The sequence below is a fragment of the Flavobacterium sp. genome (assembly GCF_035299005.1).
Taxonomy (GTDB): Bacteria; Bacteroidota; Bacteroidia; order Flavobacteriales; family Flavobacteriaceae; genus Flavobacterium.
Window position 1 is genome coordinate 170,541 of sequence record NZ_DATGXL010000015.1, and the last position, 25,206, is coordinate 195,746.

General features: G+C 30.8%; 22 protein-coding genes. 14 read left to right on the top strand and 8 right to left on the bottom strand.

The window, feature by feature from the left end:
- Position 1 precedes the first annotated feature (1 nt).
- The 4 genes from VK164_RS12390 to VK164_RS12405 are packed head-to-tail and all read left to right on the top strand — an operon-like array spanning position 2 to position 5,259.
- Positions 2–943, top strand: coding sequence for a glycosyltransferase family 2 protein (locus tag VK164_RS12390; protein WP_324209651.1), 942 nt, complete (start codon positions 2–4; stop codon positions 941–943).
- Between the two features lie 40 nt (positions 944–983).
- Positions 984–2,711, top strand: a complete 1,728-nt coding sequence (locus tag VK164_RS12395) for a phospho-sugar mutase (RefSeq protein ID WP_324209652.1) — start codon at positions 984–986, stop codon at positions 2,709–2,711.
- Positions 2,712–4,544 (top strand): ABC transporter ATP-binding protein, encoded by a 1,833-nt coding sequence (locus VK164_RS12400; protein WP_324209653.1) that lies wholly within the window; start codon positions 2,712–2,714, stop codon positions 4,542–4,544.
- 13 nt (positions 4,545–4,557) lie between these two features.
- A complete protein-coding gene (locus VK164_RS12405; RefSeq protein ID WP_324209654.1) occupies positions 4,558–5,259 on the top strand; it encodes a hypothetical protein in 702 nt (233 codons plus the stop codon).
- A 46-nt stretch (positions 5,260–5,305) separates the two neighbouring features.
- Here VK164_RS12405 and VK164_RS12410 read toward each other — a convergent pair whose 3' ends face one another.
- From VK164_RS12410 to VK164_RS12420, 3 genes are read right to left on the bottom strand one after another with little or no spacing between them, the layout of a single operon-like run.
- A complete protein-coding gene (locus VK164_RS12410) occupies positions 5,306–6,019 on the bottom strand; it encodes a hypothetical protein (protein WP_324209655.1) in 714 nt (237 codons plus the stop codon).
- Between the two features lie 43 nt (positions 6,020–6,062).
- Positions 6,063–8,525, bottom strand: coding sequence for a TonB-dependent receptor (locus tag VK164_RS12415; RefSeq protein ID WP_324209656.1), 2,463 nt, complete (start codon positions 8,523–8,525; stop codon positions 6,063–6,065).
- A gap of 15 nt (positions 8,526–8,540) precedes the next feature.
- Positions 8,541–10,226, bottom strand: coding sequence for a M23 family metallopeptidase (locus VK164_RS12420; protein ID WP_324209657.1), 1,686 nt, complete (start codon positions 10,224–10,226; stop codon positions 8,541–8,543).
- 192 nt (positions 10,227–10,418) lie between these two features.
- On the opposite strand from VK164_RS12420, the gene VK164_RS12425 reads away from it, so the two are divergent.
- From VK164_RS12425 to rny, 3 genes are all read left to right on the top strand, one after another.
- A complete protein-coding gene (locus tag VK164_RS12425) occupies positions 10,419–10,709 on the top strand; it encodes a hypothetical protein (protein WP_324209658.1) in 291 nt (96 codons plus the stop codon).
- Positions 10,710–10,716: 7 nt separating this feature from the next.
- Positions 10,717–11,010, top strand: coding sequence for a cell division protein ZapA (locus VK164_RS12430; RefSeq protein ID WP_324209659.1), 294 nt, complete (start codon positions 10,717–10,719; stop codon positions 11,008–11,010).
- Between the two features lie 208 nt (positions 11,011–11,218).
- On the top strand, positions 11,219–12,781 hold the full coding sequence (rny, locus tag VK164_RS12435) for a ribonuclease Y (RefSeq protein ID WP_324209660.1): 1,563 nt from the start codon (positions 11,219–11,221) through the stop codon (positions 12,779–12,781).
- Positions 12,782–12,832: 51 nt separating this feature from the next.
- Here the strand turns inward: rny and VK164_RS12440 are convergent, their stop codons facing one another.
- The 3 genes from VK164_RS12440 to VK164_RS12450 all read right to left on the bottom strand — a co-directional run bounded on the left by VK164_RS12440 (position 12,833) and on the right by VK164_RS12450 (position 16,004).
- On the bottom strand, positions 12,833–14,329 hold the full coding sequence (locus tag VK164_RS12440; protein WP_324209661.1) for a sensor histidine kinase: 1,497 nt from the start codon (positions 14,327–14,329) through the stop codon (positions 12,833–12,835).
- A gap of 105 nt (positions 14,330–14,434) precedes the next feature.
- Complete coding sequence (gene xerD, locus VK164_RS12445; protein ID WP_324209662.1) at positions 14,435–15,334, bottom strand: site-specific tyrosine recombinase XerD; 900 nt, start codon at positions 15,332–15,334, stop codon at positions 14,435–14,437.
- A gap of 76 nt (positions 15,335–15,410) precedes the next feature.
- Entirely contained in the window at positions 15,411–16,004 is a 594-nt protein-coding gene (locus VK164_RS12450) for an outer membrane protein (RefSeq protein WP_324209663.1), read from the bottom strand.
- Between the two features lie 314 nt (positions 16,005–16,318).
- Between VK164_RS12450 and VK164_RS12455 the strand changes: the two genes are divergently transcribed.
- The 3 genes from VK164_RS12455 (at position 16,319) to VK164_RS12465 (ending at position 19,872) form a co-directional block, all read left to right on the top strand.
- On the top strand, positions 16,319–16,873 hold the full coding sequence (locus VK164_RS12455; protein ID WP_324209664.1) for a porin family protein: 555 nt from the start codon (positions 16,319–16,321) through the stop codon (positions 16,871–16,873).
- A gap of 75 nt (positions 16,874–16,948) precedes the next feature.
- Positions 16,949–17,362 (top strand): type II 3-dehydroquinate dehydratase, encoded by a 414-nt coding sequence (aroQ, locus tag VK164_RS12460; protein WP_166236649.1) that lies wholly within the window; start codon positions 16,949–16,951, stop codon positions 17,360–17,362.
- Positions 17,363–17,406: 44 nt separating this feature from the next.
- Entirely contained in the window at positions 17,407–19,872 is a 2,466-nt protein-coding gene (locus VK164_RS12465; RefSeq protein ID WP_324209665.1) for a DUF5686 and carboxypeptidase regulatory-like domain-containing protein, read from the top strand.
- A 51-nt stretch (positions 19,873–19,923) separates the two neighbouring features.
- Here VK164_RS12465 and ribH read toward each other — a convergent pair whose 3' ends face one another.
- Both ribH and VK164_RS12475 read right to left on the bottom strand, forming a co-directional pair.
- Positions 19,924–20,409, bottom strand: a complete 486-nt coding sequence (gene ribH, locus VK164_RS12470) for a 6,7-dimethyl-8-ribityllumazine synthase (protein WP_324209666.1) — start codon at positions 20,407–20,409, stop codon at positions 19,924–19,926.
- A 2-nt stretch (positions 20,410–20,411) separates the two neighbouring features.
- Positions 20,412–21,191 carry a tetratricopeptide repeat protein gene (locus tag VK164_RS12475; RefSeq protein ID WP_324209667.1) on the bottom strand — a complete coding sequence of 260 codons (780 nt, stop codon included), beginning with the start codon at positions 21,189–21,191 and terminating at the stop codon, positions 20,412–20,414.
- A gap of 135 nt (positions 21,192–21,326) precedes the next feature.
- Here VK164_RS12475 and recF point away from each other — a divergent pair, with 135 nt between their 5' ends.
- The 4 genes from recF (at position 21,327) to VK164_RS12495 (ending at position 25,179) form a co-directional block, all read left to right on the top strand.
- Positions 21,327–22,406 (top strand): DNA replication/repair protein RecF, encoded by a 1,080-nt coding sequence (gene recF / locus VK164_RS12480; RefSeq protein ID WP_324209668.1) that lies wholly within the window; start codon positions 21,327–21,329, stop codon positions 22,404–22,406.
- Positions 22,407–22,441: 35 nt separating this feature from the next.
- Positions 22,442–23,449, top strand: coding sequence for a UDP-N-acetylmuramate dehydrogenase (gene murB, locus VK164_RS12485; protein ID WP_324209669.1), 1,008 nt, complete (start codon positions 22,442–22,444; stop codon positions 23,447–23,449).
- Positions 23,450–23,515: 66 nt separating this feature from the next.
- Positions 23,516–24,622, top strand: a complete 1,107-nt coding sequence (locus VK164_RS12490) for a glycosyltransferase (RefSeq protein WP_324209670.1) — start codon at positions 23,516–23,518, stop codon at positions 24,620–24,622.
- Positions 24,613–25,179 (top strand): RNA polymerase sigma factor, encoded by a 567-nt coding sequence (locus VK164_RS12495; RefSeq protein WP_166236642.1) that lies wholly within the window; start codon positions 24,613–24,615, stop codon positions 25,177–25,179. Before VK164_RS12490 ends, VK164_RS12495 begins: the two co-directional genes overlap by 10 nt.
- Positions 25,180–25,206 lie beyond the last annotated feature (27 nt).

Genomic DNA, 25,206 nt, shown 5'->3' on the forward strand with positions numbered 1-25,206 from the left:
AATGAATTTATCCATAGTTATCCCATTATTAAACGAACAAGAATCGTTACCTGAATTACACAATTGGATTGTAAAAGTTATGAATACTCATAACTTTTCTTATGAAATCCTATTTATTGATGATGGTAGTACTGACGCTTCTTGGAATGTTATTTCAAAGCTTTCTAATGAAAATCCGAATGTAAAAGGTATTCGTTTTCTCAGAAATTACGGAAAATCACAAGCACTACACGCTGGTTTTGCCAAAGCGCAAGGCGATGTGATTATCACTATGGATGCCGATTTACAAGATAGTCCGGACGAAATTCCAGAATTATTTCGTTTAATCAATGAAGAAAATTATGATTTGATTTCGGGATGGAAGAAAAAACGCTACGATTCAGTAGTGGCAAAAAATATTCCGTCTAAATTATTTAATTGGGCTGCTCGAAAAACATCTGGTGTTCATCTAAATGATTTCAATTGTGGATTAAAAGCCTATAAAAATATAGTTATTAAAAATATTGAAGTTTCAGGCGAGATGCACCGTTATATTCCAGTTTTAGCTAAAAATGCTGGATTTGGAAAAATCGGTGAAAAAATCGTGATTCATCAAGCCAGAAAATATGGAAGTTCTAAATTTGGAATGAATCGTTTTATAAACGGCTTTTTGGATTTAATTACAATTTGGTTTCTTTCTACTTTTGGAAAACGACCAATGCATCTTTTTGGTTTATTAGGTTCTATAATGTTTGTAATTGGATTTTTATTCGCATTCTATTTAGGAATCGATAAATTATTCATCAACACATCAGGAAGACTAATTACTGAAAGACCTCAATTTTATTTATCGCTGACAGCTATGCTAATTGGAACTCAGTTATTCTTAGCCGGTTTTTTAGGTGAAATTATCTTGCGAACCAAAAACAACGAAGAACGTTATAAAATTTCAGAAGTACTATAATATAGTGAGACAACAATAGTTTTCTCAAAATCTACAGAATATGCATATCGAACAAAATATTTTAAATAAAGTAAACGAGTGGTTAACTCCAACATTTGACGATGCAACTCAAGAGACTATTAAAGAAATGATGACTTCAGCTCCAAAAGAGTTAGAAGAGAGTTTCTATAAAAATTTAGAGTTTGGAACTGGCGGAATGCGTGGTGTTATGGGTGTTGGAACCAATCGTATCAACAAATATACACTTGGTAAAAACACTCAAGGTTTATCAGATTATTTACATAAATCGTTTCCAAACGAACAGTTAAAAGTAGCTATTGCTTACGATTGTCGTCATAACAGTAATACATTGGCTAAAGTAGTAGCTGATGTTTTCTCTGCAAACGGAATTCATGTGTATTTGTTTTCGGATATGCGTCCAACACCAGAATTATCGTTTGCGGTTCGTTATTTGAATTGTCATGCAGGAATCGTTTTAACAGCTTCTCACAATCCACCAGAATACAACGGATACAAAGTATATTGGCAAGATGGAGGTCAATTAGTACCACCTCAAGATGCTGAAATTATCAAAATAATTGAAGATTTAAAATACAGCGATATCAAATTCGAAGCAAATAATGGCTTGATTGAATATATAGATACCGAAGTAGACGAAGCCTTCGCAAAATCAACGGTTGAAAATGCAAGTTTTAATACACCATCTGAAGCAAAAACGAATTTAAAAATCGTCTATACTTCATTACACGGGACTTCAATAAAAGCCATTCCAAATGTATTGTCAAAAGCAGGTTATACCGATGTAAATATCGTTCCAGAGCAAGCAGAACCAAATGGTGATTTCCCAACGGTAGTTTCTCCAAATCCAGAAGAACCTGAAGCGTTATCTATGGCAATTGCTTTGGCAGAGAAAATTGGTGCCGATATGGTTGTTGGAACTGACCCAGATTCTGATCGATTAGGTGTTGCTGTTCGTGATTTAGAAGGAAAAATCAAATTATTGAATGGAAACCAAACGATGGTTATCATGACTGCTTTCTTATTAGAACAATGGAAACGCGCTAATAGATTCAAAGGAAACGAATTCATTGGTTCGACTATTGTTTCTACTCCGATGATGTTAGAATTAGCAGCTGCTTACGATGTAGAATGTAAAGTGGGATTAACGGGTTTCAAATGGATTGCAAAATTCATTAAAGATTTCCCAGATCAGAAATTCATTGGTGGTGGCGAGGAAAGTTTTGGATTTATGGTAGGCGATGCAGTTCGAGATAAAGATGCAGTTGCCGCTATTTTATTAGTGAGTGAAATTGCAGCGCAAGCAAAAGCTTCAGGAAGTTCACTATATCAAGAATTATTGAATTTATATATAGATTTTGGTTTCTATAAAGAACATTTAATTTCAATCACTAAAAAAGGAATTGAAGGCGCCAACGAAATTAAACAAATGATGATTGATTTACGTGAAAATCCACTAAAAGAAATCAACGGTCAACGTGTAATTTGTATTGAAGATTATCAAACTTCAAAAGGAAAAGACTTCATGAATAATGAAGAATTTGAAATTCATATTCCAAAATCAAACGTATTAATTTACTATTTGGAAGACGGAAGTAAAATTTGTGCAAGACCAAGCGGAACCGAACCAAAAATCAAATTCTATTTTAGCGTAAATGGAGTTTTAGATACAATTGAAAACGCTGAATCAGTAGAAAAAGAATTAGATAACAAAATTGCTGGCATTATATCGGCAATGAAATTAAACTAAATGGACGAAAATTTTAAAAAGCTTATTCCTTTTGCTAAAAAGTACAAGTACAATGTTTTTGGTAATATATCCTTTAACATTCTGTATGCGTTATTTGGCACATTAGGAATGGTCTTTATCATGCCAGTTCTTTCCGTTTTATTTGACGAAAGAAAAACAGACAAAGTTGAACTTCCAAAATATGATGGAATTATCAATGCAATTAGTAATTGGCAAGAATATATTGCCTATTACGTAAATCAATATTCTAAAGATTATGGTATCCAATATGGATTAATGCTAACAGTAGCTTTAGTATTAGTAACCTTTTTACTTAAAAATTTATCCAATTATTTAGCATTACAACATCTCACAAAAGTTAAAACAGGAGTTCTTCGTGATTTACGTGAAAAAATGTTTAACAAAATTGTTTCATTACCTATTTCCTATTATTCTGAAAAAAGAAAAGGTGATGTAATGGCACGAATGCTAGGAGATGTAAACGAAGTTCAAAATTCATTTTTTATGGTTTTAGAACTTATCGTTAAAGAGCCTCTGACTATTTTGTTTTCATTAATTGCTATGATTTCAATCAGTTGGAAATTAACTATTTTCGTATTTGTTTTTATTCCTGTTTCTGGATTCATTATTTCAAAAATTGGTAAAAGTTTAAAATCAAAATCAAGTAAAGCCCAACAAGAAAATGGCTATTTAATTTCTATTGTTGAAGAAAGTTTGGGTGGTTTAAAGGTGGTTAAAAGTTACAATGCTGAAAACTATTTTGCTAAAACTTTCAACGATTCCATCAATCGTTTATACCAATTAACAATATCAATTGGTAAGAAAAATAATTTAGCCTCACCCATGAGTGAATTTATGGGAATTTTAGTTATTGGTGTGTTATTAGTTTACGGAGGAAACCTAGTTTTAGTTGAAGGTTCTTTAAAAGGTTCAAACTTTATTACCTATATTGGTTTAGCTTATAACATTCTAACTCCAGCTAAAGCAATATCAAAAGCTTCTTATGCTGTTAAAAATGGTTTAGCGGCTGCTGAACGTGTGTTTGAAGTTTTAGAAGTTGAAAATACGATTACCAATAAAGAAAATGCAATTGTAAAAGAAACTTTCACAGAAAAAATAAGTATTGAAAATGTAAACTTCAGTTATGCAGAAGAAAATGTATTGAAAAACTTCTCATTAGAAATTCCAAAAGGAAAAACGGTGGCATTAGTTGGACAATCTGGTTCTGGAAAAAGTACGATTGCGAATTTATTGACTCGTTTTTATGATGTGCAAGAAGGAACCGTAAAAATCGACGGAATAGACATTAAAGATATGACATTAAAATCGCTTCGTGATTTAATGGGATTGGTTACTCAGGATTCTATTTTATTTAATGATTCGATTAAAAACAATATCCGTTTAGGAAAAGAAAACACAACAGATGAAGAAATCATTGCTGCCCTAAAAGTAGCCAATGCATATGAATTCGTAAAAGATTTACCAAATGGAATTGAAACCAATATTGGTGACGCTGGAGGAAAACTTTCTGGTGGACAAAAACAACGTTTATCGATTGCAAGAGCGGTTTTGAAAAATCCACCGATTATGATTTTGGATGAAGCGACTTCGGCATTAGATACGGAAAGTGAGAAATTCGTTCAAGTAGCATTAGAAAATATGATGCAAAACCGAACATCAATTGTTATTGCGCACCGTTTATCTACGATTCAAAAAGCAGATAAAATTGTAGTCATGCAAAAAGGTGAAATTGTTGAACAAGGAACACATGATGAATTATTAGCATTAAACGGAACTTATTCAAAATTAGTGATGATGCAAAGTTTCGAATAAATCGATTAAAAAAATGTACATAAACAACTCAAATATCACCTTACCTGATAACAATGATACTATTGTTTGGAAATATTTGGACTTGTCTAAATTTTTAGACATGCTGCTATCCCAGCAGTTATTTATGTCGCGCTCTGATAAATTTGAAGACCAATATGAAGGTACTTTTTCGGAACCCACATTTGAAGAAATCAAAAAAATTGCGGCAAACAATCCTAAATTTTTAGATTATTACAAATCACATCGTGAAAAAGTAGTGATTAGTAGTTGGCATATTAACGAATATGAATCGTTTGCAATGTGGCAAATTTTTACTAAAAATAATGAAGGTTTGGCTATTCAATCAACAATAGGAAGATTAAAAGAAGCTCTAAAACCCGAAAGTAGAATAGAGCAATATATTGGTAACGTAAATTACATCGATTACAAGAAAGAATATATTCCGTTTGACGATACTTTTTTCCCGTTCTTATTCAAACGAAAAAGCTTTCAATATGAACGTGAAGTGCGAATTATTTCTGATGTAAGTTTACAAAATATTCCTGTAAATGATGGATTAAAAATTAATGTGGACCTCAACCAACTAATCGAAAAAATTTATATTCACCCTAAAAGTGAAAACTGGTATAAAAAACTAGTCATTGAATTGGTTTCAAAACTAGATTTTAAAATTGAAATTGAAAAATCAGATTTAGAAAGTGATATCTTAATCTAATTTGTTTTTCAAGAACAAAGATTTATGAAATTTGATAACTAGAAAATTAAATTGGTTTATAGATTTCTACTTTCCATTCATTTGCTAACAGATTCACAAAGTGGTAATGTACTTTATCATTTGTATCAAAAGCACCATTTTTATTTATGTCTTCTATGCATCTAAAGTATAAACGATTCTGTGCTTCGATAATATTCCAATCTATTAATTCTTGAAATTCTTCTGAAAGTTTTGTGAAATTTCCACCACTAGTAGTACTCAAATACAACGATTTAATATCATTTTGATTTATTTTCCCATCTTTATTAGTATCAGCATCAACTAAAGTATATACTATAATTTGTTTTTTCGTTTTGGTAGCAATCGTATTCAAAAAAGTAGCTGTTTGAATTTGAACTACTTTATCTGTCAAAGATTTCACATTAGTAGAATCTATGTGTTGGAAATTCAAATTATCAAAATATCCTGTAATTTCAAATCGGTTGTAATTTGAAATAGCATAACTCACTTGATTGGTTTTACTACTTCCATAAGCTCTACTATCGGTATCATAAACGCGTACATCACCAACAGGATGGATAAGATAATTTGTACCTTCCATCAAAATCGGCAAATCAGCTACTTTAAAACCCGAAGTATCTTTTGCTGTAGTTTCAACCTTAGACTTTGCATCTTCGTAAATTACTTTTGGAGTTTCTTTCTCTTCTTTGCAACTTACTAATGCAACAAACAAAGTAAATGATAAAATGATACGCGTCATATCTAAATTTTTATAGTCAAATATACTAAAATAAACAATGCTATTACAGTCTAGCAATCAGTTTTATATTAAAAACACGAGTGGTCATATAGTTTGGAATTCCATATTGAGTTTTAGTGTACACATCTCTAACCCAGGTATTTGTAATCGCATTTTGATTATTAAACAAATTAAAAATTTCCAATCCTAATGAAAACTCATTAAAAGATTTCAACCATTTTTTGTTTGATTTTATCTTTTCATCTTTGAAAACAAATGAAAATCCTACATCCGCTCTTCGATAATCGTTCAAACGTAATTGATAATTGTATGGATCTGCATATGAAGGTGAACCACCTGGTAATCCTGTATTATAAACCAAATTTAGATACAATTTCAAGTTAGGGATATTAGGCATATAATCTTGAAATAATACTCCAAACTTCAATCGTTGGTCTGTTGGACGTGCAATAAATCCTTTATTATTTTGATTTTCTTCTGTTTGCATATAACCAAAGCTAAACCAAGATTCGGTTCCAGGTACAAACTCTCCGTTTAATCTCGCATCAAAACCATAAGCATAAGCTGTAGCCTCATTATTGGCTCTGTAACGTATTCTTACATTATCAATGGTATAAGTGTTTACGTCGGTTATGTTTTTATAATATGCTTCTGAAACCAATTTAAATGGTCGAGTCCACATCTTAAAACTATAATCACCACTCAATACTAAATGAAATGATTGTTGCGCTTTGACATTGGTTTGAACAACTCCATCATAATCACGAAGTTCTCTATAAAATGGGGGTTGATGGTATAATCCACCCGATAATCTAAACATCATATCTTTATCCCAATCGGGTTTAAAAGCAAATTGAACACGTGGCGAAAAAGTCATTTGACTATCTCCTTTTGGTCTTCCATCGGCATCAACTTGCCATTGGTGTCCACGAATTCCTGTGTTTAACCAATAACTGTGAGATCCTATTTTTCCTCTATAATTCCATTGTACATAACCCGAAAAACGATTAATTCTAGTATAATTTGTTGCCCTTACGTTTTGATAAGGAGCCAATGGTCCAACATAAGGATTATAAGGTTGATCATTTTGATAATCTAAAATAGGATTAGGCAATGAAAAACCGGCCGAATCAATAACTTCCCACTCTACAATTCTATCTCTTATATCCTCTAAAGTAAATTTTGCACCCCATTCAATTTGTGATTTTTGATTTAACTCATGAAATCCTTTCACTTCAGCATTAGCTATTAAAGCATCTAAATCATTACGAGCATGTGTTAATTGCGAACCAATCCCTCTTGTATAAACCACATCTCCAAATGTTTCAGAACCAATATTGGCATCTACTTCACCCAAACGATACTGAGCTAAAATATCATAATATTCTTGCTCTTGGGTGTGATAGGCAGAAGCAATAAACTTTAATTTATTTTTTTCATTGTATTGATAAACGGCTTTTCCTGCTCCAAATAACGTTAAATAATTATCTTTTTCTTGTCCTTCATAAAAAACCAAAAGTGCAATTGGTTCACTTACTGTACCAAAATTAGTTTGACGACTTAAGGGCTGATAATTGTATTTATTCTGAGAAATATTACCTAAAAAACTAAAATTCCATTTGGTTGAAGCATTAAAATTCAACAATGTTTGCACGTCAAAAAAAGTAGGCTTAAAATTGGTCTCCGTTTCCTGACTATTCACTAACAAACTGTTATCTCTATAACGAATACCCGTGATATTTGACCATTTTTGATTTTTTGAAACTCCCTCTGCTGTTAAACTTCCTCCTAAAAGACTAGCTTCTAATCCAGCTTTAAAGCGTTTTGGGTTGCGATATGTAATATCCAAAACAGAAGATAACTTATCACCATATTTTGACTGAAATCCACCAGCAGAAAAATCTACATTTTCTACCATATCGGTATTGGTAAAACTCAAGCCTTCTTGCTGACCTGAACGAATTAAAAAGGGACGATAAACCTCAATTTCGTTTACGTAAACTAAATTTTCATCATAATTTCCACCTCTAACAGCATATGATGTACTTAATTCATTGTTAGAATAAACTCCTGGTAGCGTTTTTATAATATTCTCTATTCCAGCATTGGCCCCCGGAATCATTCGAATAATTACAGGATCAATTGTGGTTACTCCTTCAATTCGCTTTTTACTATTACTCGTAATGACTAACTCCCCCATTTGCTCAATTTTTGAATTAAGCACTGGATTTAATTCAAAATCTTCATTGGTTTTCAATTCAACAGAAACCGTACTGTTTTTATAAGATTGATGCGAAAAAACTATAGTAACTTTTTGATTGGAAGGAATTTCAATTATATAAAATCCGTTTTCATTAGTAACGGTTACTTTTTCAGCTGCTTTGACAGTTACATTTTCAACAGGATTTTTAAATTCGTCTAAAATAACACCTTTAACACGTGCTTTTTGGCTAAATGCTGCCACTGAAAACAAACTAAAAACAAGAAATACAATAATATTTTTCAAAAGAATATGTTTTAATTATTTAAAAAAATAAGACTCAAAGGTAGTTGAATTTTGTAAATTATCTGTCACTACAATCTTTAAATCGTTTCTACCTTGAACGTAAATAGCATCATCTAAATTGTGTACTAACTTTTTTGTCTTGTAATCATACTCCATCAATATCCATTTTCCGTTTAAGTAAGCATTATAAGTATCAATATCTGAATGCAAATCTGACACTGAAACACTAATTATTTTTTGCTCTTTCAAAGTTTTACCTTCTACAAAGTTAATGTTATAAATTCTTGGTGGAATAGAATCTTGCGCTAATTTATATTTTCCTAATGTTTTTATTTTTGTAGAAAAAGTATTTCCTTTACGATAGGTTTTATTGTAATCTAACTTGTAACCATCTAAAGTTGCAATATATGTTTTACTCATTTGTTCTTCAGTTAGACCAGTGACATCATTAAACGTAAGTGTAATATTTTTGTGCACAGGGACACTATCATCATGAAGGGTTGCAATGTCATTGTTTACCTCAAAATTCATGTAAAAATTATTATAAAAAGCATTTTCTGGAACATAAACCGAAACATTATTTTTTTCAAAAATAGATTCTGTCTTTGCTTTTACATAAAAAGGTGTTTTAGTAATCTCTTTTTTAATAGTTGCTTGTTGGGCAGCAAACTCTATGGGAATAATTAATTCTATTTTATTTTGATGAAAGTCATACAATTCAACTCTGTAAGTATAACTTGCATTGGGCAAAATTTTCAATGTGCCATCCTTTTTATTTCCAGCTACAACTGAAAGAGGATAACTTGATAATTCAAATAGTTTTTGAACGCGCTGTCCCATTTCGTGAAAACGCTCATAGTCGATAAAATTGTTAATATAACGTGATTCATCAAAAGCAAATGAGTCAAAACCATATTGGTATTGCAAAACACCATTTAAATAGGCTTTAACTTTGTATAATCCATTTTTGTTATAGGCATTTGTGCAAAAATCATAAGCATTAATCCCAAAAGCAATTTTCCCGTTTGCTTTTACTTTTGTACTCAAATAAGTACCGTCAGTTTGTTTATTGAATGAAATATTTATTGGTTTTTGCGAATTATTAACCACTGTAGAATCTAATGGATATACGACAATTCCTTGAATTATTGGTTTACGTTCATCTTTTACAAACTTTTTAAATCCAAAATGCATCGGATTAACAATTTGCTCTGATTTAGTATCTCTAAATTCAAAATGCAAATGTGGACCTCCACTTCCACCTGTGTTTCCTGTAAAAGCAATAATATCTCCTTTTTTCACAGGTAATTCAGTTGGATATAAATACATTTCCACTTCATAAGCTTTTTCTTGGTATTGCTTTTTCTTGATATAATCTTGAATTGCTCCATTTGCTTTTTGAAGATGTCCATAAACAGACGTATATCCATTTGGGTGGGTAATATAAATTGCTTTACCATAACCAAAAGTAGATATTTTAATACGAGAAACATAGCCATCACCTGTCGCATAAACAGGTAAACCCTCAACACCTGTAGTCTTAAAATCTAATCCAGAATGAAAATGATTACTTCTCAATTCACCAAATGAACCTGAAATATCTAAAGGAATAGCTAAAGGCGATTGAAATGCATCTTGTGGATAAGTTTCTTGACTAAGTGCAGAAAGAGGAAATAGGATTAGGGCTAATAAAATTCTCATAATACAACTGTTTACCGCTAAAATAATAAAAATATTCGAGTTAAAACAATCAAAAAACATTCCTTAAACAAACCATTAACAATCAAATACTTACAAGGAATAAAAATTTAATCATAAAATTTAATAAAAACTGTTGCTATTTTTGAATACTAATGCTAACTTTGTGACTTATTGAAATGAATTGTATCATTAATGAACGGATTATCTGAATTAATTGATTCTCTAGAAGTTAAATTTTTTAAGCTTAATCAAAAGTTGATTCAGTTAGAAAAGAAAAACTCTGAGTTACAAGAAGAATTGTTGCTTTCTAAAAAAATGCAACAACAGCAATCAGGTGAGATTGATTCTTTAAAAAGTCAATTAGATACTCTAAAAATGGTCAATTCGTTATTAGGCAGTGAAGAAAACAAACGAGAAACAAAACTCAAAATAAATTCATTAATTCGAGAAATCGATTATTGCATAGCCCAACTTTCTGATTAGAAAGATCATGAGTGAAAAACTAAAAATTAAAATATCAATCGCTGATCGTGTATATCCATTAACTGTGGATCCATCACAAGAAGAAGGATTAAGAAGTGCTTCAAAGAAGATTGATGCTATGATAAAACAGTTTGAACAAAGCTATGCCGTAAGAGACAAACAAGATGTTTTAGCCATGTGTGCATTACAATTTGCGGCACAAGTTGAGCAAAAACAAATTAATACCTCGCATGATAATGAAACCGCTTTAATTAGATTACAAAATCTGGACAAAAAGCTGAGTGAGTTGCTCACAAAATAAATACGTTCTTACAACATAAATACGATACTGCCTACATTAGTATATATTTGATAAACTCAACACTAACAAATTAAACGAGTGAATCTTTGCAACTATAACAGGCCCTTTAGTGGGAAGTTTGAACTGCAGGTTAGCTCAAATCTTGTATAACAGAGTTTATACAAACACCTAATGTAGGCTTTTTTTATATAATTTTTTTAAACACATCATGGATATACTAAGTATAATAATAGGAATAGTTGTTGGTCTTGCAGGAGGTTTTGGAATCGCTAAATTTTTAGAAAGAAGCAATGTTTCTAACCTTATTAAAAACGCAAAAAAAGAAGCTGGTTCAATTTTAAAAGACGCTAAAGCGGAAGCAGAAGCAACTAAAAAAGAAAAAATTCTTCAAGCTAAAGAAAAGTTTTTAGAGCTTAAAGCAGAGCACGAACAAGTAATTCTAGCTAGAGACAAAAAAACAGCAGAAGCTGAAAAAAGAACTCGTGATAAAGAATCACAAATCTCCAATGAGTTAGCTAAAGCTAAAAAAGTAAATGAAGAAGCAGAAGCTAAAATTGCTGAATATTCAACTAAAATTGAGCTTTTAGATAAAAAACAACAAGAAATTGATAGACTACATAAAAGCCAAGTTGAACAGCTAGAGGTAATTTCTGGTCTGTCTGCTGAAGAAGCCAAAAATCAATTAGTAGAAAGCTTAAAAGCTGAAGCTAAAACTAGCGCAATGTCTTTTATTCAAGACACTGTTGAAGAAGCTAAAATGACAGCTCATCAAGAGGCTAAAAAGGTAATCATCAGTACTATTCAACGTGTAGGAACAGAAGAAGCTGTTGAAAACTGCGTTTCTGTATTCAACATTGAATCTGATGATGTAAAAGGTAGAATTATTGGTCGTGAAGGCCGTAACATTAGAGCACTAGAAGCTGCAACTGGAGTTGAAATCATTGTTGATGATACACCAGAAGCTATCATCTTATCTTGCTTTGATCCCGTAAGAAGAGAAATTGCTCGTTTAGCATTACACAAATTAGTAACTGACGGTCGTATTCACCCAGCTCGTATTGAAGAAGTTGTTGCAAAAACAGCTAAACAAATTGATGAAGAAATTATCGAAACAGGAAAACGTACAGTTATCGATTTAGGAATTCATGGTTTACATCCAGAATTAATCAAAGTAGTTGGTAGAATGAAATACCGTTCATCATACGGACAAAACTTACTACAACACTCAAGAGAAGTAGCTAAGCTATGTGGTATTATGGCAGCTGAATTAGGCTTAAATGTTAAATTAGCTAAAAGAGCTGGTTTATTACACGATATAGGAAAAGTACCTGATACTGAAAGTGAATTACCTCACGCTATTTTAGGTATGCAATGGGCTGAGAAATATGGCGAAAAAGAAGAAGTTTGTAATGCAATTGGAGCTCACCACGACGAAATTGAAATGAAATCTTTAATTTCTCCAATTATCCAAGTATGTGATGCTATTTCTGGAGCACGTCCTGGAGCAAGAAGACAAGTCTTAGATTCTTATATCCAACGTTTAAAAGACTTAGAAGATATTGCTTTTGGGTTTGGTGGTGTTAAAAACGCTTATGCAATTCAGGCTGGTAGAGAATTACGTGTGATTGTAGAAAGTGAAAAAGTTTCTGATGAAGCTGCTTCTAACTTATCATTTGAAATTTCACAAAAAATTCAAACTGAAATGACTTATCCTGGTCAAGTTAAGATTACAGTAATTCGAGAAACAAGAGCAGTAAACATTGCAAAATAATCTACGAAATAAAATAACAAAAAAGCGGCTTAAATTTACAAGCCGCTTTTTTTATTTCTTAAAATATACTTTAAACGTTGTACCAACATTTGGCTCACTTTCCACTTCTATCTTTCCTCCCATGGTTTCAATTTGATTTTTAGTAATATACAAGCCCACTCCTCTTGAATCTTCATGCCCATGGAATGTTTTGTACAAACCAAAAATAGAACCACCATAACGCTCCATATCAATTCCAACACCATTATCTGAAACATGTAAAACTAAATAATCATCTGTATCTGACACATCAAACGAAATTCTAATTTCCTTCTTCTCATCTGAATACTTGATTGCATTAGTAACCAAATTCAACAAAATACTTTCTAAGTAAGCGGGAATACAATTGACACGAATATTAACATCCACACGATTATCAATAACTATATTTTTATGAGAAATATCTTCATTTAAAATATACAACATCCTTGTAACATAATCCGACAATTGCAATGATTCAAACTCTTTATTAGTTTGCGTATGTACCTTAACCAAATCATTCAAATTTTCAATGGTCTCATTCAACTCCTTTGATACTATATCAATATTTGACAATGTTTCTTCGTATGTAAAACTATTATCATGATATAATTCTAAAAGTGATTTAATATTCCCCGCATGTGTACGCAAATTATGAGAAACAATGTGTGCAAAATTTAGCAGCTTATTGTTTTGAGAATTAACAATTTCAAGCATTTTTAACAATTCTTGCTCTTTTTCTTTCTGCGCCGAAATATCCGTATGAGTTCCCGCAATCCTTAATGGCTTACCGTTTTCATCGCGCTCAATTACTTTTCCTCTGTCTAAAATCCATTTATAACTTCCATTACACATCACTCGATGGCACGTTTCATAAAAAGGAATTTTATTTTCAAAATGCAAATTGATATTGCCATAATATTCTTCTCTATCATCAGGATGCACTTTTTCATCCCACTCTTCTGGTGATGCAACTAAGTCAGACTCTGTCAAACCAAGAATTTTCATAGATTCAGAAGAATAATACACTTTGTTGGTCACCATGTCCCAATCCCAAACACCTCTATCAGATGCTTGTACTGCAAAATGATACCGTTCATCTGCAACCCTTAATTGAATTTCTTGCTCTTTAATTGTTGTAATATCTGACAATAAACCATAGAAAATGGTTTCATTATTTTCAGATGCCTTTGGAGTGGCTTCAATTCGCAACCATTTATAACTGCTATCTGGCAATAGAAAACGAAAATCTATTTCCCATTTTGTTTTAGTTTCAATAGCTTCATTAAAAGTTTTTTTGAAAATTACTAAATCACTTTCATAAATTCGATACTTAGCAAATTTGTATGAATCTTCAAGAATTTCTTCAATAGAAAATTGATATAAAAATTCAACAGGTTTACTAATGAAGTCCAAATGAACTTCTCTATTAGCCGTAACTCTTATTTGAAAAATTATATTTGGAAGTTGCTTTATTAAACTTTCGTATAATTTATTTAAATCTTCAGGTTTCTTTGATGTAAAAATCATGTATAGGGATTTTTTTTAAACACATTTACCAGAAAATAAATTAGGGGAATGCAAAATTACTGAAAACCAATTGTTTATTTTGTTAAAAATTAAACAAATGTTAACTTATTTTCTAGGATGAAAGTTATGCAAAACTTGTGCCAAATATTTTCTATCTAAATGCATATAAACCTCTGTAGTAGTAATAGATTCGTGACCTAGCATTAATTGAATCGAACGTAAATCAGCTCCGTTCTCTAATAAATGGGTAGCAAAAGAGTGACGAAAAGTATGTGGGCTTATTGTTTTATTTAAGTTTATTCTTACAGAAAGATCCTTTATTATAGTAAAAATCATGGCACGAGTTAGTTGACGACCTCTTCGATTTAAAAATAAAGTATCTTCAAACCCTTTTTGAATTGGATAATGCACTCTGATTTGATTCACATATGAAGTTACATATTTAATTGTGGATTTGCCAACAGGGACAAAACGTTGCTTATTTCCCTTTCCTGTAATTTTTATAAATCCTTCTTCAAAAAATAAATCTGAAATTTTAAGCGAAACCAATTCCGATACACGCAAACCACAGCTGTATAGCGTTTCTAGCATAGCTCTATTGCGTTCGCCTTCGGGAGTTGATAAATCTATTGCTTCGATTAACATATCTATCTCATCCGTTGAAAGTGTATCTGGAAGTTTTCTACCCGTTTTTGGAACTTCTATTAATTCTAAAGGAGTATTGTTTCGATAATCTTCAAAAATTAAATAGTTAAAAAAACTTTTTAGTCCAGAAATTAAACGCGATTGACTCCTAGGATTAACCTGAGATGCCATTTCATATATAAATTGTTGAACAACTTCTTCGGAGATGTGAATTGGAGAAACTTTAATTTCTTTTTGATCCAAAAAAAGTACTAGCTTCTCAATATCAAACGTATAATTATCGATGGTGTTTTTTGAAAGACCTCGTTCTAACTTTAAATAATTTTGATATTCTTTAATATACGATTGCCATGTACTCATATTTCAAATATAAGCAATTTAGTGCAATAAAAAAATCCCGCTTTTAGCGGGATTTTTGACTTATTTGATCTACAAATTAGAATTTGTAGTTAACTCCGAAAGTAACTGCTCTCCAGTCACCACCAAAGTTGAAAGAGTTTGTTTTGTCAACACCACTTCCACCACCGTTATCGTTAGAAGAGTAACCTAATACAGCTACACCAGCTTCGATAGAGAAGTTTGAAGACACGAAGTAGTTTAAACCAGCTCCTAAACCTAAACCGAATTCAGATTCTTTATAATCAGTAGCTAATTTATCTTCCATTGAAGAATAATCTAAACCTAACTGAGCGAATAAAGAGAATTGGTTAGCTGGAGTAAAATAGTAACGTCCGAAAGCTCCAACTTTGAAACCTGCATCGTCTTGAGTATCTCCTAAAGCATTTTCAGCTTTATTAGAAACGTAACCTAATTTACCACCGATAGCGATGTTTTCAGTTAAGAAATAACCAACTTGTGGAGCAATTTCGAAAGAATTAGATTTAACATCACCTGTTTTTTCAGAACCTAAAGTGAATGCTCCTGTTACGAATACATCACCTTTTGAAAAACCACCGTTTGATTTTTCTTCTTGTGCGTTAGCAAAACCGAAAGCCAATAATGCTACTGCAGAAAATAAAACTTTTTTCATGTTTAGTTTAAATTTAAAGTTAATGAGGCAAATTTATATGTTTTTTTTATATAAACGAACAAAAAATATAGGGTTATTAACATTTTTTTTAACCATTCTTACTTTCTTATTTGAGTATCAAATAGTTACAAAATACTAGTGTTTTCAGTATTTTAACAAAAATAAGCCTAAGAAGTTATTAACAATCTAAAACGCTGTAGTTAACAAACATAACATATCAAAATGTCTAAATGTAGTTAAAATTCGACAAAAGAGCATTTTACACCCAATATTTTAGCTTATTTTACGTTGTATCTAAAAAAGAAAGTAAAATTATGAGAAAAACATTTTTATTAGCAGTACTTTTTATTCTAGGAATAAGTACTTCACAAGCGCAAAGTTTAAAATTTGGTGTTAAAGGTGGGGTCAATTTTGCCAATTACACCGGTGGAAATGTGGATGGTATGGATTTCAATAACATCACTAGCTATCATGCAGGTGTAGTTGCCGAAATTAATATTTTTCAAAATTTCTCTATCCAACCTGAACTTTTATACTCAACTCAAGGCTCAGAATTGGACTATCTAGGCGATCAAATCAAAAACGAATTAGGTTACTTGTCATTGCCAGTAATGGTGAAATTTTATTTAACCGAAAACAAACTAAGCTTAGAATTAGGCCCACAAGCATCTGTATTAGTAAGCGAAAGAAATGAAGTTGATGCTGGTGATAGCAATACATTTGATTTTGCTGTTGCTGGTGGTTTAAGCTACAAAATAACAAATGGTTTATTTGTTTCAGGAAGATATGCCGCTGGTTTGACCGAACCTAAAAAAGATGCAGATGTAAAAAATTCAGTGATACAATTTTCGGTTGGATATATGTTTTAGAAAAATAAGCTAAACTTTTATTAAAACCATTCCTTAAAACGAATGGTTTTTTTTATTTTTACAAAAACAAATACCATGAAAATACTTATTATTAATGGTCCAAACCTCAACTTATTAGGAAAGCGCGAACCAGAAGTGTATGGAAGTGAAACCTTTGAAGCATATTTTGAAAAACTAATAACACAATTTCCTTCTATTGAATTAAGTTACTATCAGAGTAATATTGAAGGAGAAATGATTTCTAAAATTCAGGAAGTAGGATTTAGCTACGATGGAATCATCTTAAATGCTGGAGCTTATACTCATACATCAATAGGTATTGCAGATGCTATCAAAGCCATAACTACACCTGTTATTGAAGTTCATATCTCCAACACCTTTTCGAGAGAATCTTTTCGTCATCAGTCATATATATCACCAAATGCAAAAGGTGTAATTATTGGATTTGGTTTAAAAAGTTATGAATTAGCCATCCAAGCATTCATATAATACAACCTTTTTATTTTTTTTCTCGTCTTTAAAAATAAACCCTTATGAATAAAATTGTACTTGCCTTCTCTATTTTTTTTTCAGTTCTATCCTTTTCACAAATAAAAGGAACAGTAAAAGATGTTAATGGAAATCCATTGCCTTATGTAAACATTTATATTGAAAACACCTATATAAATACAACTACAAACGAATTAGGCAATTATGAATTAAATTATTTTGAGAAAAAAAATGTACCCCTTATTTTTCAATATTTGGGCTACAAAACAGAAAAACATGTTTTAAACATTACACAATATCCATATCAATTTGACAATGTATTAGAGGAAGAAAAATTTCAATTAAACGAGGTTGTCATTGACCAAAGTATAAATCCAGCAGACGAAATAATTAGAAAATCCATCGCATCTAGAAAGAAAAATGCAGCAAGAACTGATAAATTTGAAGCCGATTTTTATTCTAGAGGAATCTTTAGAGCTAAAGATATTCCTAAAAAATTTATGGGAATGGAAATTGGCGATTTTGAAGGAAACCTAGATTCAACAAGAAGTGGAATCATTTATCAATCCGAAACAGTTTCTAAAATCAAATTTGAAAAACCAGATAATTTAAAAGAGGAAATTATCGCTTCAAAAATAGCTGGAAACGATAATGGTTTTAGTTATAACACAGCTTTAAACACAAATTATGATTTTTATGAAAACTATGTTGATTTAGGTATCAATATGGTATCTCCAATTGCAAATAATGCTTTTAATTATTACAAATTCAAATTAGAGAGTTCCTTTCTTGACGACAAAAATCAATTAATCAATAGAATTAAAGTTACTCCAAAACGTGATAAAGAGCCTGTTTTTGAAGGTTATATTTATATCGTTGAAGATTCGTGGGCAATCTATGGAATCGATCTAGACATAAAAGGGTATCGCATGCAACAACCTATTTTAGAAAGCATGAAATTGACTCAAAATTTTAGTTACAATGAATCTACTAAAATATGGGCAAAAAATATTCAATCTTTAGAGTTTAGTGCAGGTATCTTTGGAATGAAATTTACTGGAAAATTTACTCATGTTTTTAGTAATTACATTTTTAAAGAAGCGTTTGAAAAGAAAACATTTGGAAAAGAAATTGTCACTTTTGCTGATAATGCTAACAAAAAAGAGGAAAGCTTTTGGAATGAATTTAGACCTGTTCCACTAACTACAGAAGAAGCAACAAACTACGTTAAAAAAGACAGCATTCAAACTATAAGAAAATCAGAAACCTATTTAGATTCTATTGATGCTAAAGGGAATAAATTTAAAATTTACAAACTTATTACAGGATATACTTACAAGAAAACCTTCAATAAATGGAGTTTTAATTATCAAGGAATGACCAACCTGAGCTCTTTAAGTTTTAATACTGTTCAAGGTTGGAATTTAGATAGTGGATTTTCATTTAGAAAATGGGATGAAGAAACTGGAAAATATACCTATATCAGTTCTACATTCAATTATGGTTTTGCAGAAGATAGATTAAGAATTAATGGAAGATATTATCATCGTTTCAACAACAAAAACAATGCATACATAGCCATTGCGGGTGGAAGCAGCATTAATCAATTCAATTCAAACGAACCCATCAGTAATATTGTCAACTCTGTTAGCACACTTTTCTTTAAAAACAACTTTATGAAACTATACAATAAAGAGTTTACAGAAATTAGTTACGGTCGTGAAGTTACTAATGGTATATATGTTTCAGGAAAAATGTTATATGAAAATCGTCATGCATTATTCAACAACACAGATTATACATTTATTAAAAATGATGATGCTTATTTTTCAAATGATCCGTTGCAACCTTTTAATTACAACTCAATTCCATTTGAAAAACATCATATAATAAAAGCTAGCATTGGAACTCGTATTCGATTTGGACAAAAATATATTTCTCGCCCTGACGGAAAAATTAATATCCAAAATGATGATTATCCGATTTTAAGTTTCAATTATGAAAAAGCATTTGGTGCAACAAACAATGATTATCATTACGACTTGATTAGTGCATCAGTAGATTACAATAAAACTATTGGCAACAAAGGAGATTTTGGATTACGTTTTAAAGCCGGAAAATTCTTTAATGCTGACGACATCTCTTTCATTGATTATAAACACTTTAATGGCAATCAAACACACGTAAACTTGCTAAATAATTCATTAAACTCATTCAATTTATTACCTTACTATAGCCATTCTACAAATGATGCTTATTTTGAAACACATATTGAGCATAATTTCAAAGGATATATTATGAATAAAATTCCGTTATTAAACAAACTGCAATGGAATTTAATAGGTGGATTTCATCAATTAAATGTTCCTGAGAGAAAACCATATCAAGAAATTACAGTAGGTTTTGATAATATTGGATGGGGCAAATTGCGCTTTTTAAGAATTGATTATGTTCGAAGCTATCAAAACGGTTTTCAAGGCGATGGAATTATGTTTGGTGTGAAATTTTAATAAAAAAAACACTTCCAATTGGAAGTGTTTTTTTATCTATTATTTAAAACATCAACTTCTATTAAGTGCAACCATTTTAATTGCTGCTATTGCTGCTTCAACACCTTTGTTACCATGTTTACCTCCACTTCTATCAATTGATTGCTGCATGTTATTATCTGTAAGCAAACAAAATATAGTTGGAATATCATAAATTACATTCATATCTTTTATTCCTTGTGTAACACCTTCGCAAACAAACTCAAAATGCATTGTTTCGCCTTTGACCACACAACCAATAACAATTACGCAATCTAGATCTAATTTTTCATGCATTTGTTTTGCACCAAAAATCAATTCAAAACTTCCTGGTACATTCCATCTTATAATATTTTCTGGTAAAGCACCACAGTCTGTTAATGCTACAAAAGCCCCATTGAACAATCCTTCTGTAACTTGTTCATTCCATTCTGAAACAACAATCCCAAACCGAAATTCTTTCGCGTTTGGGATTGTGTTTTTATCGTAATTGGATAAATTTTTATTTTCTGTTGCCATCCTTATTCAGTCATCGCAATAAATGCTTCAATATTCATTCCTTCTTTAGAAGTTTCATATTTTTCTTTAATCTCAACAAATAATTTATTTGCTTCAGCTTTTTTACCAGAAACTACTAATAATTGAGCCGCTTTAAATAAAAATCTTGGAGTAGTGAAATCATTTTCATTTGCTGCAGCAGCTTTTTTGTAATATGAAATTGCATCATCAACTTTATTTGTTTCAGATAGAGCATCTCCAATTCCACCAAGTGCTAAAGGTTTTAAAATAGCATCATCAGATTTGAAATTTTCTAAATAAGTAATTGCATTTTTGTAGTCACCTAAATTTAAGTAAGACATACCTGCATAGTAGTTAGCTAAATTTCCAGCTTCAGTACCTGCGTATTCTTCAGCAATTCCAATAAAACCTAATTTTCCTTCACCACCTTTAAGTGCCAAGTTGTATAATGAATCTGGTTTTGCAGTAGCGTCAACAGCTTGTTGAAAATATTGTTGCGATTGAAAAATTTGATTTGTTGCTTTTTCTTCTTTAACTTCAACAACATATTTATTGTATAAAACATATCCTAAAGTTGCGATAGCAATAGCACCAACTACACCTAAAATTAATTTTTGGTTTTTAGCTACCCAGTCTTCTGTTCTAGAAGCTGTTTTGTCTAATGTATCGAATACCTCAGCTGTAGTACTATCACTTACATCTACTACTTCTTCAAACTCATTTTCAACTTTAACTTCTTCTGGTTTTGGAGCTTTGTATCCTCTTTTGTTATATGTTGCCATTTATATTAAATTTAATGAGGTGCAAAAATATAATTTTTATTAAAATTAAAAACCATTTTTGTAGATATTTTTAACAAATTCGATATACTTTTGCAAAAAGTCCTATTTTTAGCCATAAATTAAAGTATCATTATAGTGTTTTTAAAGCAATTATCTCTTCTTAACTACAAAAATTTAGCTCAAATTGAATTTGATTTTGATGCTAAAATCAATTGTTTTGTTGGAAAAAATGGTGTTGGAAAAACAAATATTTTAGATGCCATTTATCATTTGGCCTATGGAAAAAGTTATTTTAATCCATTAGCCATTCAAAACATTAAACATGGTGAGGAATTTTTTGTAATTGATGCCTTACTAGATAAAAACAACAAAGAAGAAAAAATTGTTTGTAGTTTAAAAAAAGGTCAAAAAAAGACCATCAAACGAAACGGCAAAGTATATGAAAAACTTTCTGAACACCTAGGTTTAATTCCTTTGGTAATCATTTCTCCATCTGATGCTGATTTGATAGTTGAAGGAAGCGAAACCCGAAGAAAGTTTATTGATAGTGTTATCGCAACTTTAGACAATTCGTACCTGCAATTTTTAATCCAATATCAAAAAACACTTGCTCAACGAAATGCACTATTGAAATATTTTGCATTGAATCAAATTTTTGATGCAGATAATTTATCTATTTACAACGAACAATTGAGTAACGCAGGACAATTAATCTTTGAAAAAAGAAAACAATTTCTTGCAGCATTTATTCCCATTTTTGAAAAACACCATACCAATATTTCTGGAGGAAATGAAAAAGTAGCTTTGAAATATGAAAGCCAATTGTTTGAAAAAGATTTACAAAACCTATTAGAAGAATCGCTACAAAAAGACCGAATAATTCAATACACTAGTGTTGGCATTCACAAGGATGATTTAGTTTTTGAGATTGAAGGTTTTCCAATTAAAAAATTTGGGTCACAAGGCCAACAAAAATCATTTTTAATTGCTTTGAAATTAGCACAATTTGAGTTCATGAAAAAACAAAGTGGCGAACTTCCAATTCTTCTTTTTGATGATATTTTTGATAAATTGGACGAAACGCGTGTCCAAAAGATTGTTACTATGGTAAATGATGCTGTTTTTGGTCAAATTTTCATCTCTGACACGCATGCCGAACGAACAGAACTTATCATCAAAGAAACACATCAATCTTATAAAATATTTCCAATTTAAAATTCATAATAGTACATTTGAAAAAAATTATTCTCATGAATATTCAAAACAATTTTTCTCTAAAAAATTATAACACATTTGGTATTGAAGCAAAAGCAAAAGAATTTGTTTCTATCAATTCAATTACTGAATTAAAGGAAGTTTTATTAAAAAATAATGACATCTTCATTTTAGGTGGAGGTAGCAACATGCTATTAACTCAAGACATTAAAAAATTAGTAGTTCATGTTAATTTAAAAGGAAGAGAAGTTGTTGAACAAAACGATGATTTTGCTATTGTAAAAGCTCAAGCAGGTGAAAATTGGCATGAATTTGTACTTTGGTGTATCAATCAAAATTTAGGAGGAATTGAAAATTTATCCTTAATCCCAGGAAATGTTGGCACTACTCCTATTCAAAACATAGGTGCTTATGGTGTAGAAATTAAGGATACAATGTTTTCATGCGAAGCCTTAAACTTAAAAACATTAGAAATAGAAACATTTACTAATGCGCAATGTAAGTTTGAATACCGTGAGAGTGTATTTAAAAATGAATTGAAAAATCAATACATAATTACCTCGGTTAGTTTTAAATTAACAAAAAAAAACCATAAGGTTTCTACCACCTATGGAGCAATAGAAACTGAATTACAGCATCAAAACATTCAAAATCCTACTTTAAAAGATGTGAGTAATGCAGTAATTGCAATTCGTCAAAGCAAATTACCAGACCCTAAAGAGCTTGGAAATAGTGGTAGCTTTTTTAAGAATCCTATTATTTCCAAAGAAGCATACGAAAAAGCCAAAACAATTCACCCTGAAATTCCGCATTATGTAGTATCTGAAACAGAAGTAAAAGTTCCTGCAGGATGGCTAATTGAACAAGCTGGTTTTAAAGGAAAACGTTTTGGTGATGCAGGTGTCCACAAAAATCAAGCTTTAGTTTTAGTGAATTATGGAACTGCAACTGGAGCTGAAATAGTGACACTTTCAAAAAAAATCCAACAAACAATATTAGAGAAATTTGGAATTGCTATTGAAGCTGAAGTAAATATTATTTAATTATTAAAAATTATTTATTATTAATTACATTTGCCCGATATTAAAATCGATACAATTTTTAGTTCTATGCTGTTAGTATTATTATTTGTTTTTATAGGAATTACACTGATTCAATTAGTGTACTATGTGTTTATTTTTGGACAATTTTCTTTCGCAAAAAAACAAACTGTACAACCTAAAAAACTTCCCATTTCAATTATCGTTTGCGCTAAAAACGAAGAAGAAAACATCAAGAAACATTTTCCTTTGTTAGTTTCTCAAAACTATCCTGATTATGAAATTGTTTTAATTGACGATGCTTCTAGCGATGAAACATTAGAACTTTTTGAAACTTACGAAAAACAATACACAAACGTAAAACTAGTTAAAGTTCAAAATAACGAAGCTTTTTGGGGTAACAAAAAATTTGCATTAACATTAGGAATAAAAGCTGCAAAAAACGAATATTTAGTATTTACAGATGCTGATTGTTATCCTGCTTCTAATGACTGGTTACTACATATTTCATCTCAATTTTCAAAAGAGAAAACAATAATTTTAGGATATGGAGCTTATGAAAAAATTAAAAACTCTTTCCTAAACAAAATTATTCGTTTTGAAACTTTATTAACAGCTACACAATATTTTTCTTGGGCAAAAATAGGAAACCCATACATGGGTGTTGGACGAAATTTAGCATACAAAAGAGAAGAATTTTTCAATGTTCGTGGTTTTATGGATCACATGAAAATTCGCTCAGGAGACGATGATTTATTCATTAATCAAGCTGCCTCGAAAAAAAACATAGAGATTTTATTTACTCCTGAAAGCTTCACACTTTCTGAACCTAAAACTACTTTTAAATCTTGGTTTTATCAAAAAAGAAGGCATGCAACTACAGCTAAATATTATAAAGGATTTGATAAATTTCAACTAGGATTATTCTTCTTTTCTCAATTTTGGTTTTTTATTACAGCAATTGTTTTACTTGCTTTTCAATTTCAATGGATGATTGTATTAGGAATACTATTGTTCAGATATCTATTCACGTGGATATCGCTTGGATATGCAGCTGCTAAACTAAAAGAAAAAGATGTAATGTATTGGTATCCAATCATCGAATTAATTCTTATTTTTACACAACTAAATGTATTTTTTAGAAATTTAATTTCAAAACCTGTCCATTGGAAGTAAATTCAGTACTTATTCAAAAAAACATCGAAAAAGCAAAAAAGGGAGACCAAGTTGCTTTCACATTTCTATTAGATTTTTTTTGGAATGAAGTTTACGGATTCATGTTAAAACGCACAGAAAACGAAACTGATACAGATGATATCGTAATCGAAACTTTTGCAAAGGCTTTTGACAAAATTGCAACTTATAACCCCGAATATGGATTTAATACTTGGCTAATTGCTATTGCAAAAAATGTTCATATCGACATGCTCCGTAAAAAGAAATCTTCACTTTTTGTTGACATTACAGACGAAGAAGACCAACAAGCCTATCGTGTAGCGGATGAATCAGCATCTGCAGAAGACGAACTAATTATTGAGCAAAACTTAGCTCAACTGCTTCAATATATAAAAAAACTAAAACCAGCTTACCAAGAAGTAATTCAAATGCGTTACTTTCAAGAAATGACGTATCAAGAAATGGCCGACCAACTCGAAGAGCCGCTTAACAATATCAAAATCAAGCTTTTACGAGCTAAAAAATTACTTTCCGAAATCATTCAAGAAAAAAATTAATTTTTTTTTAACTTTTGGTACAATATT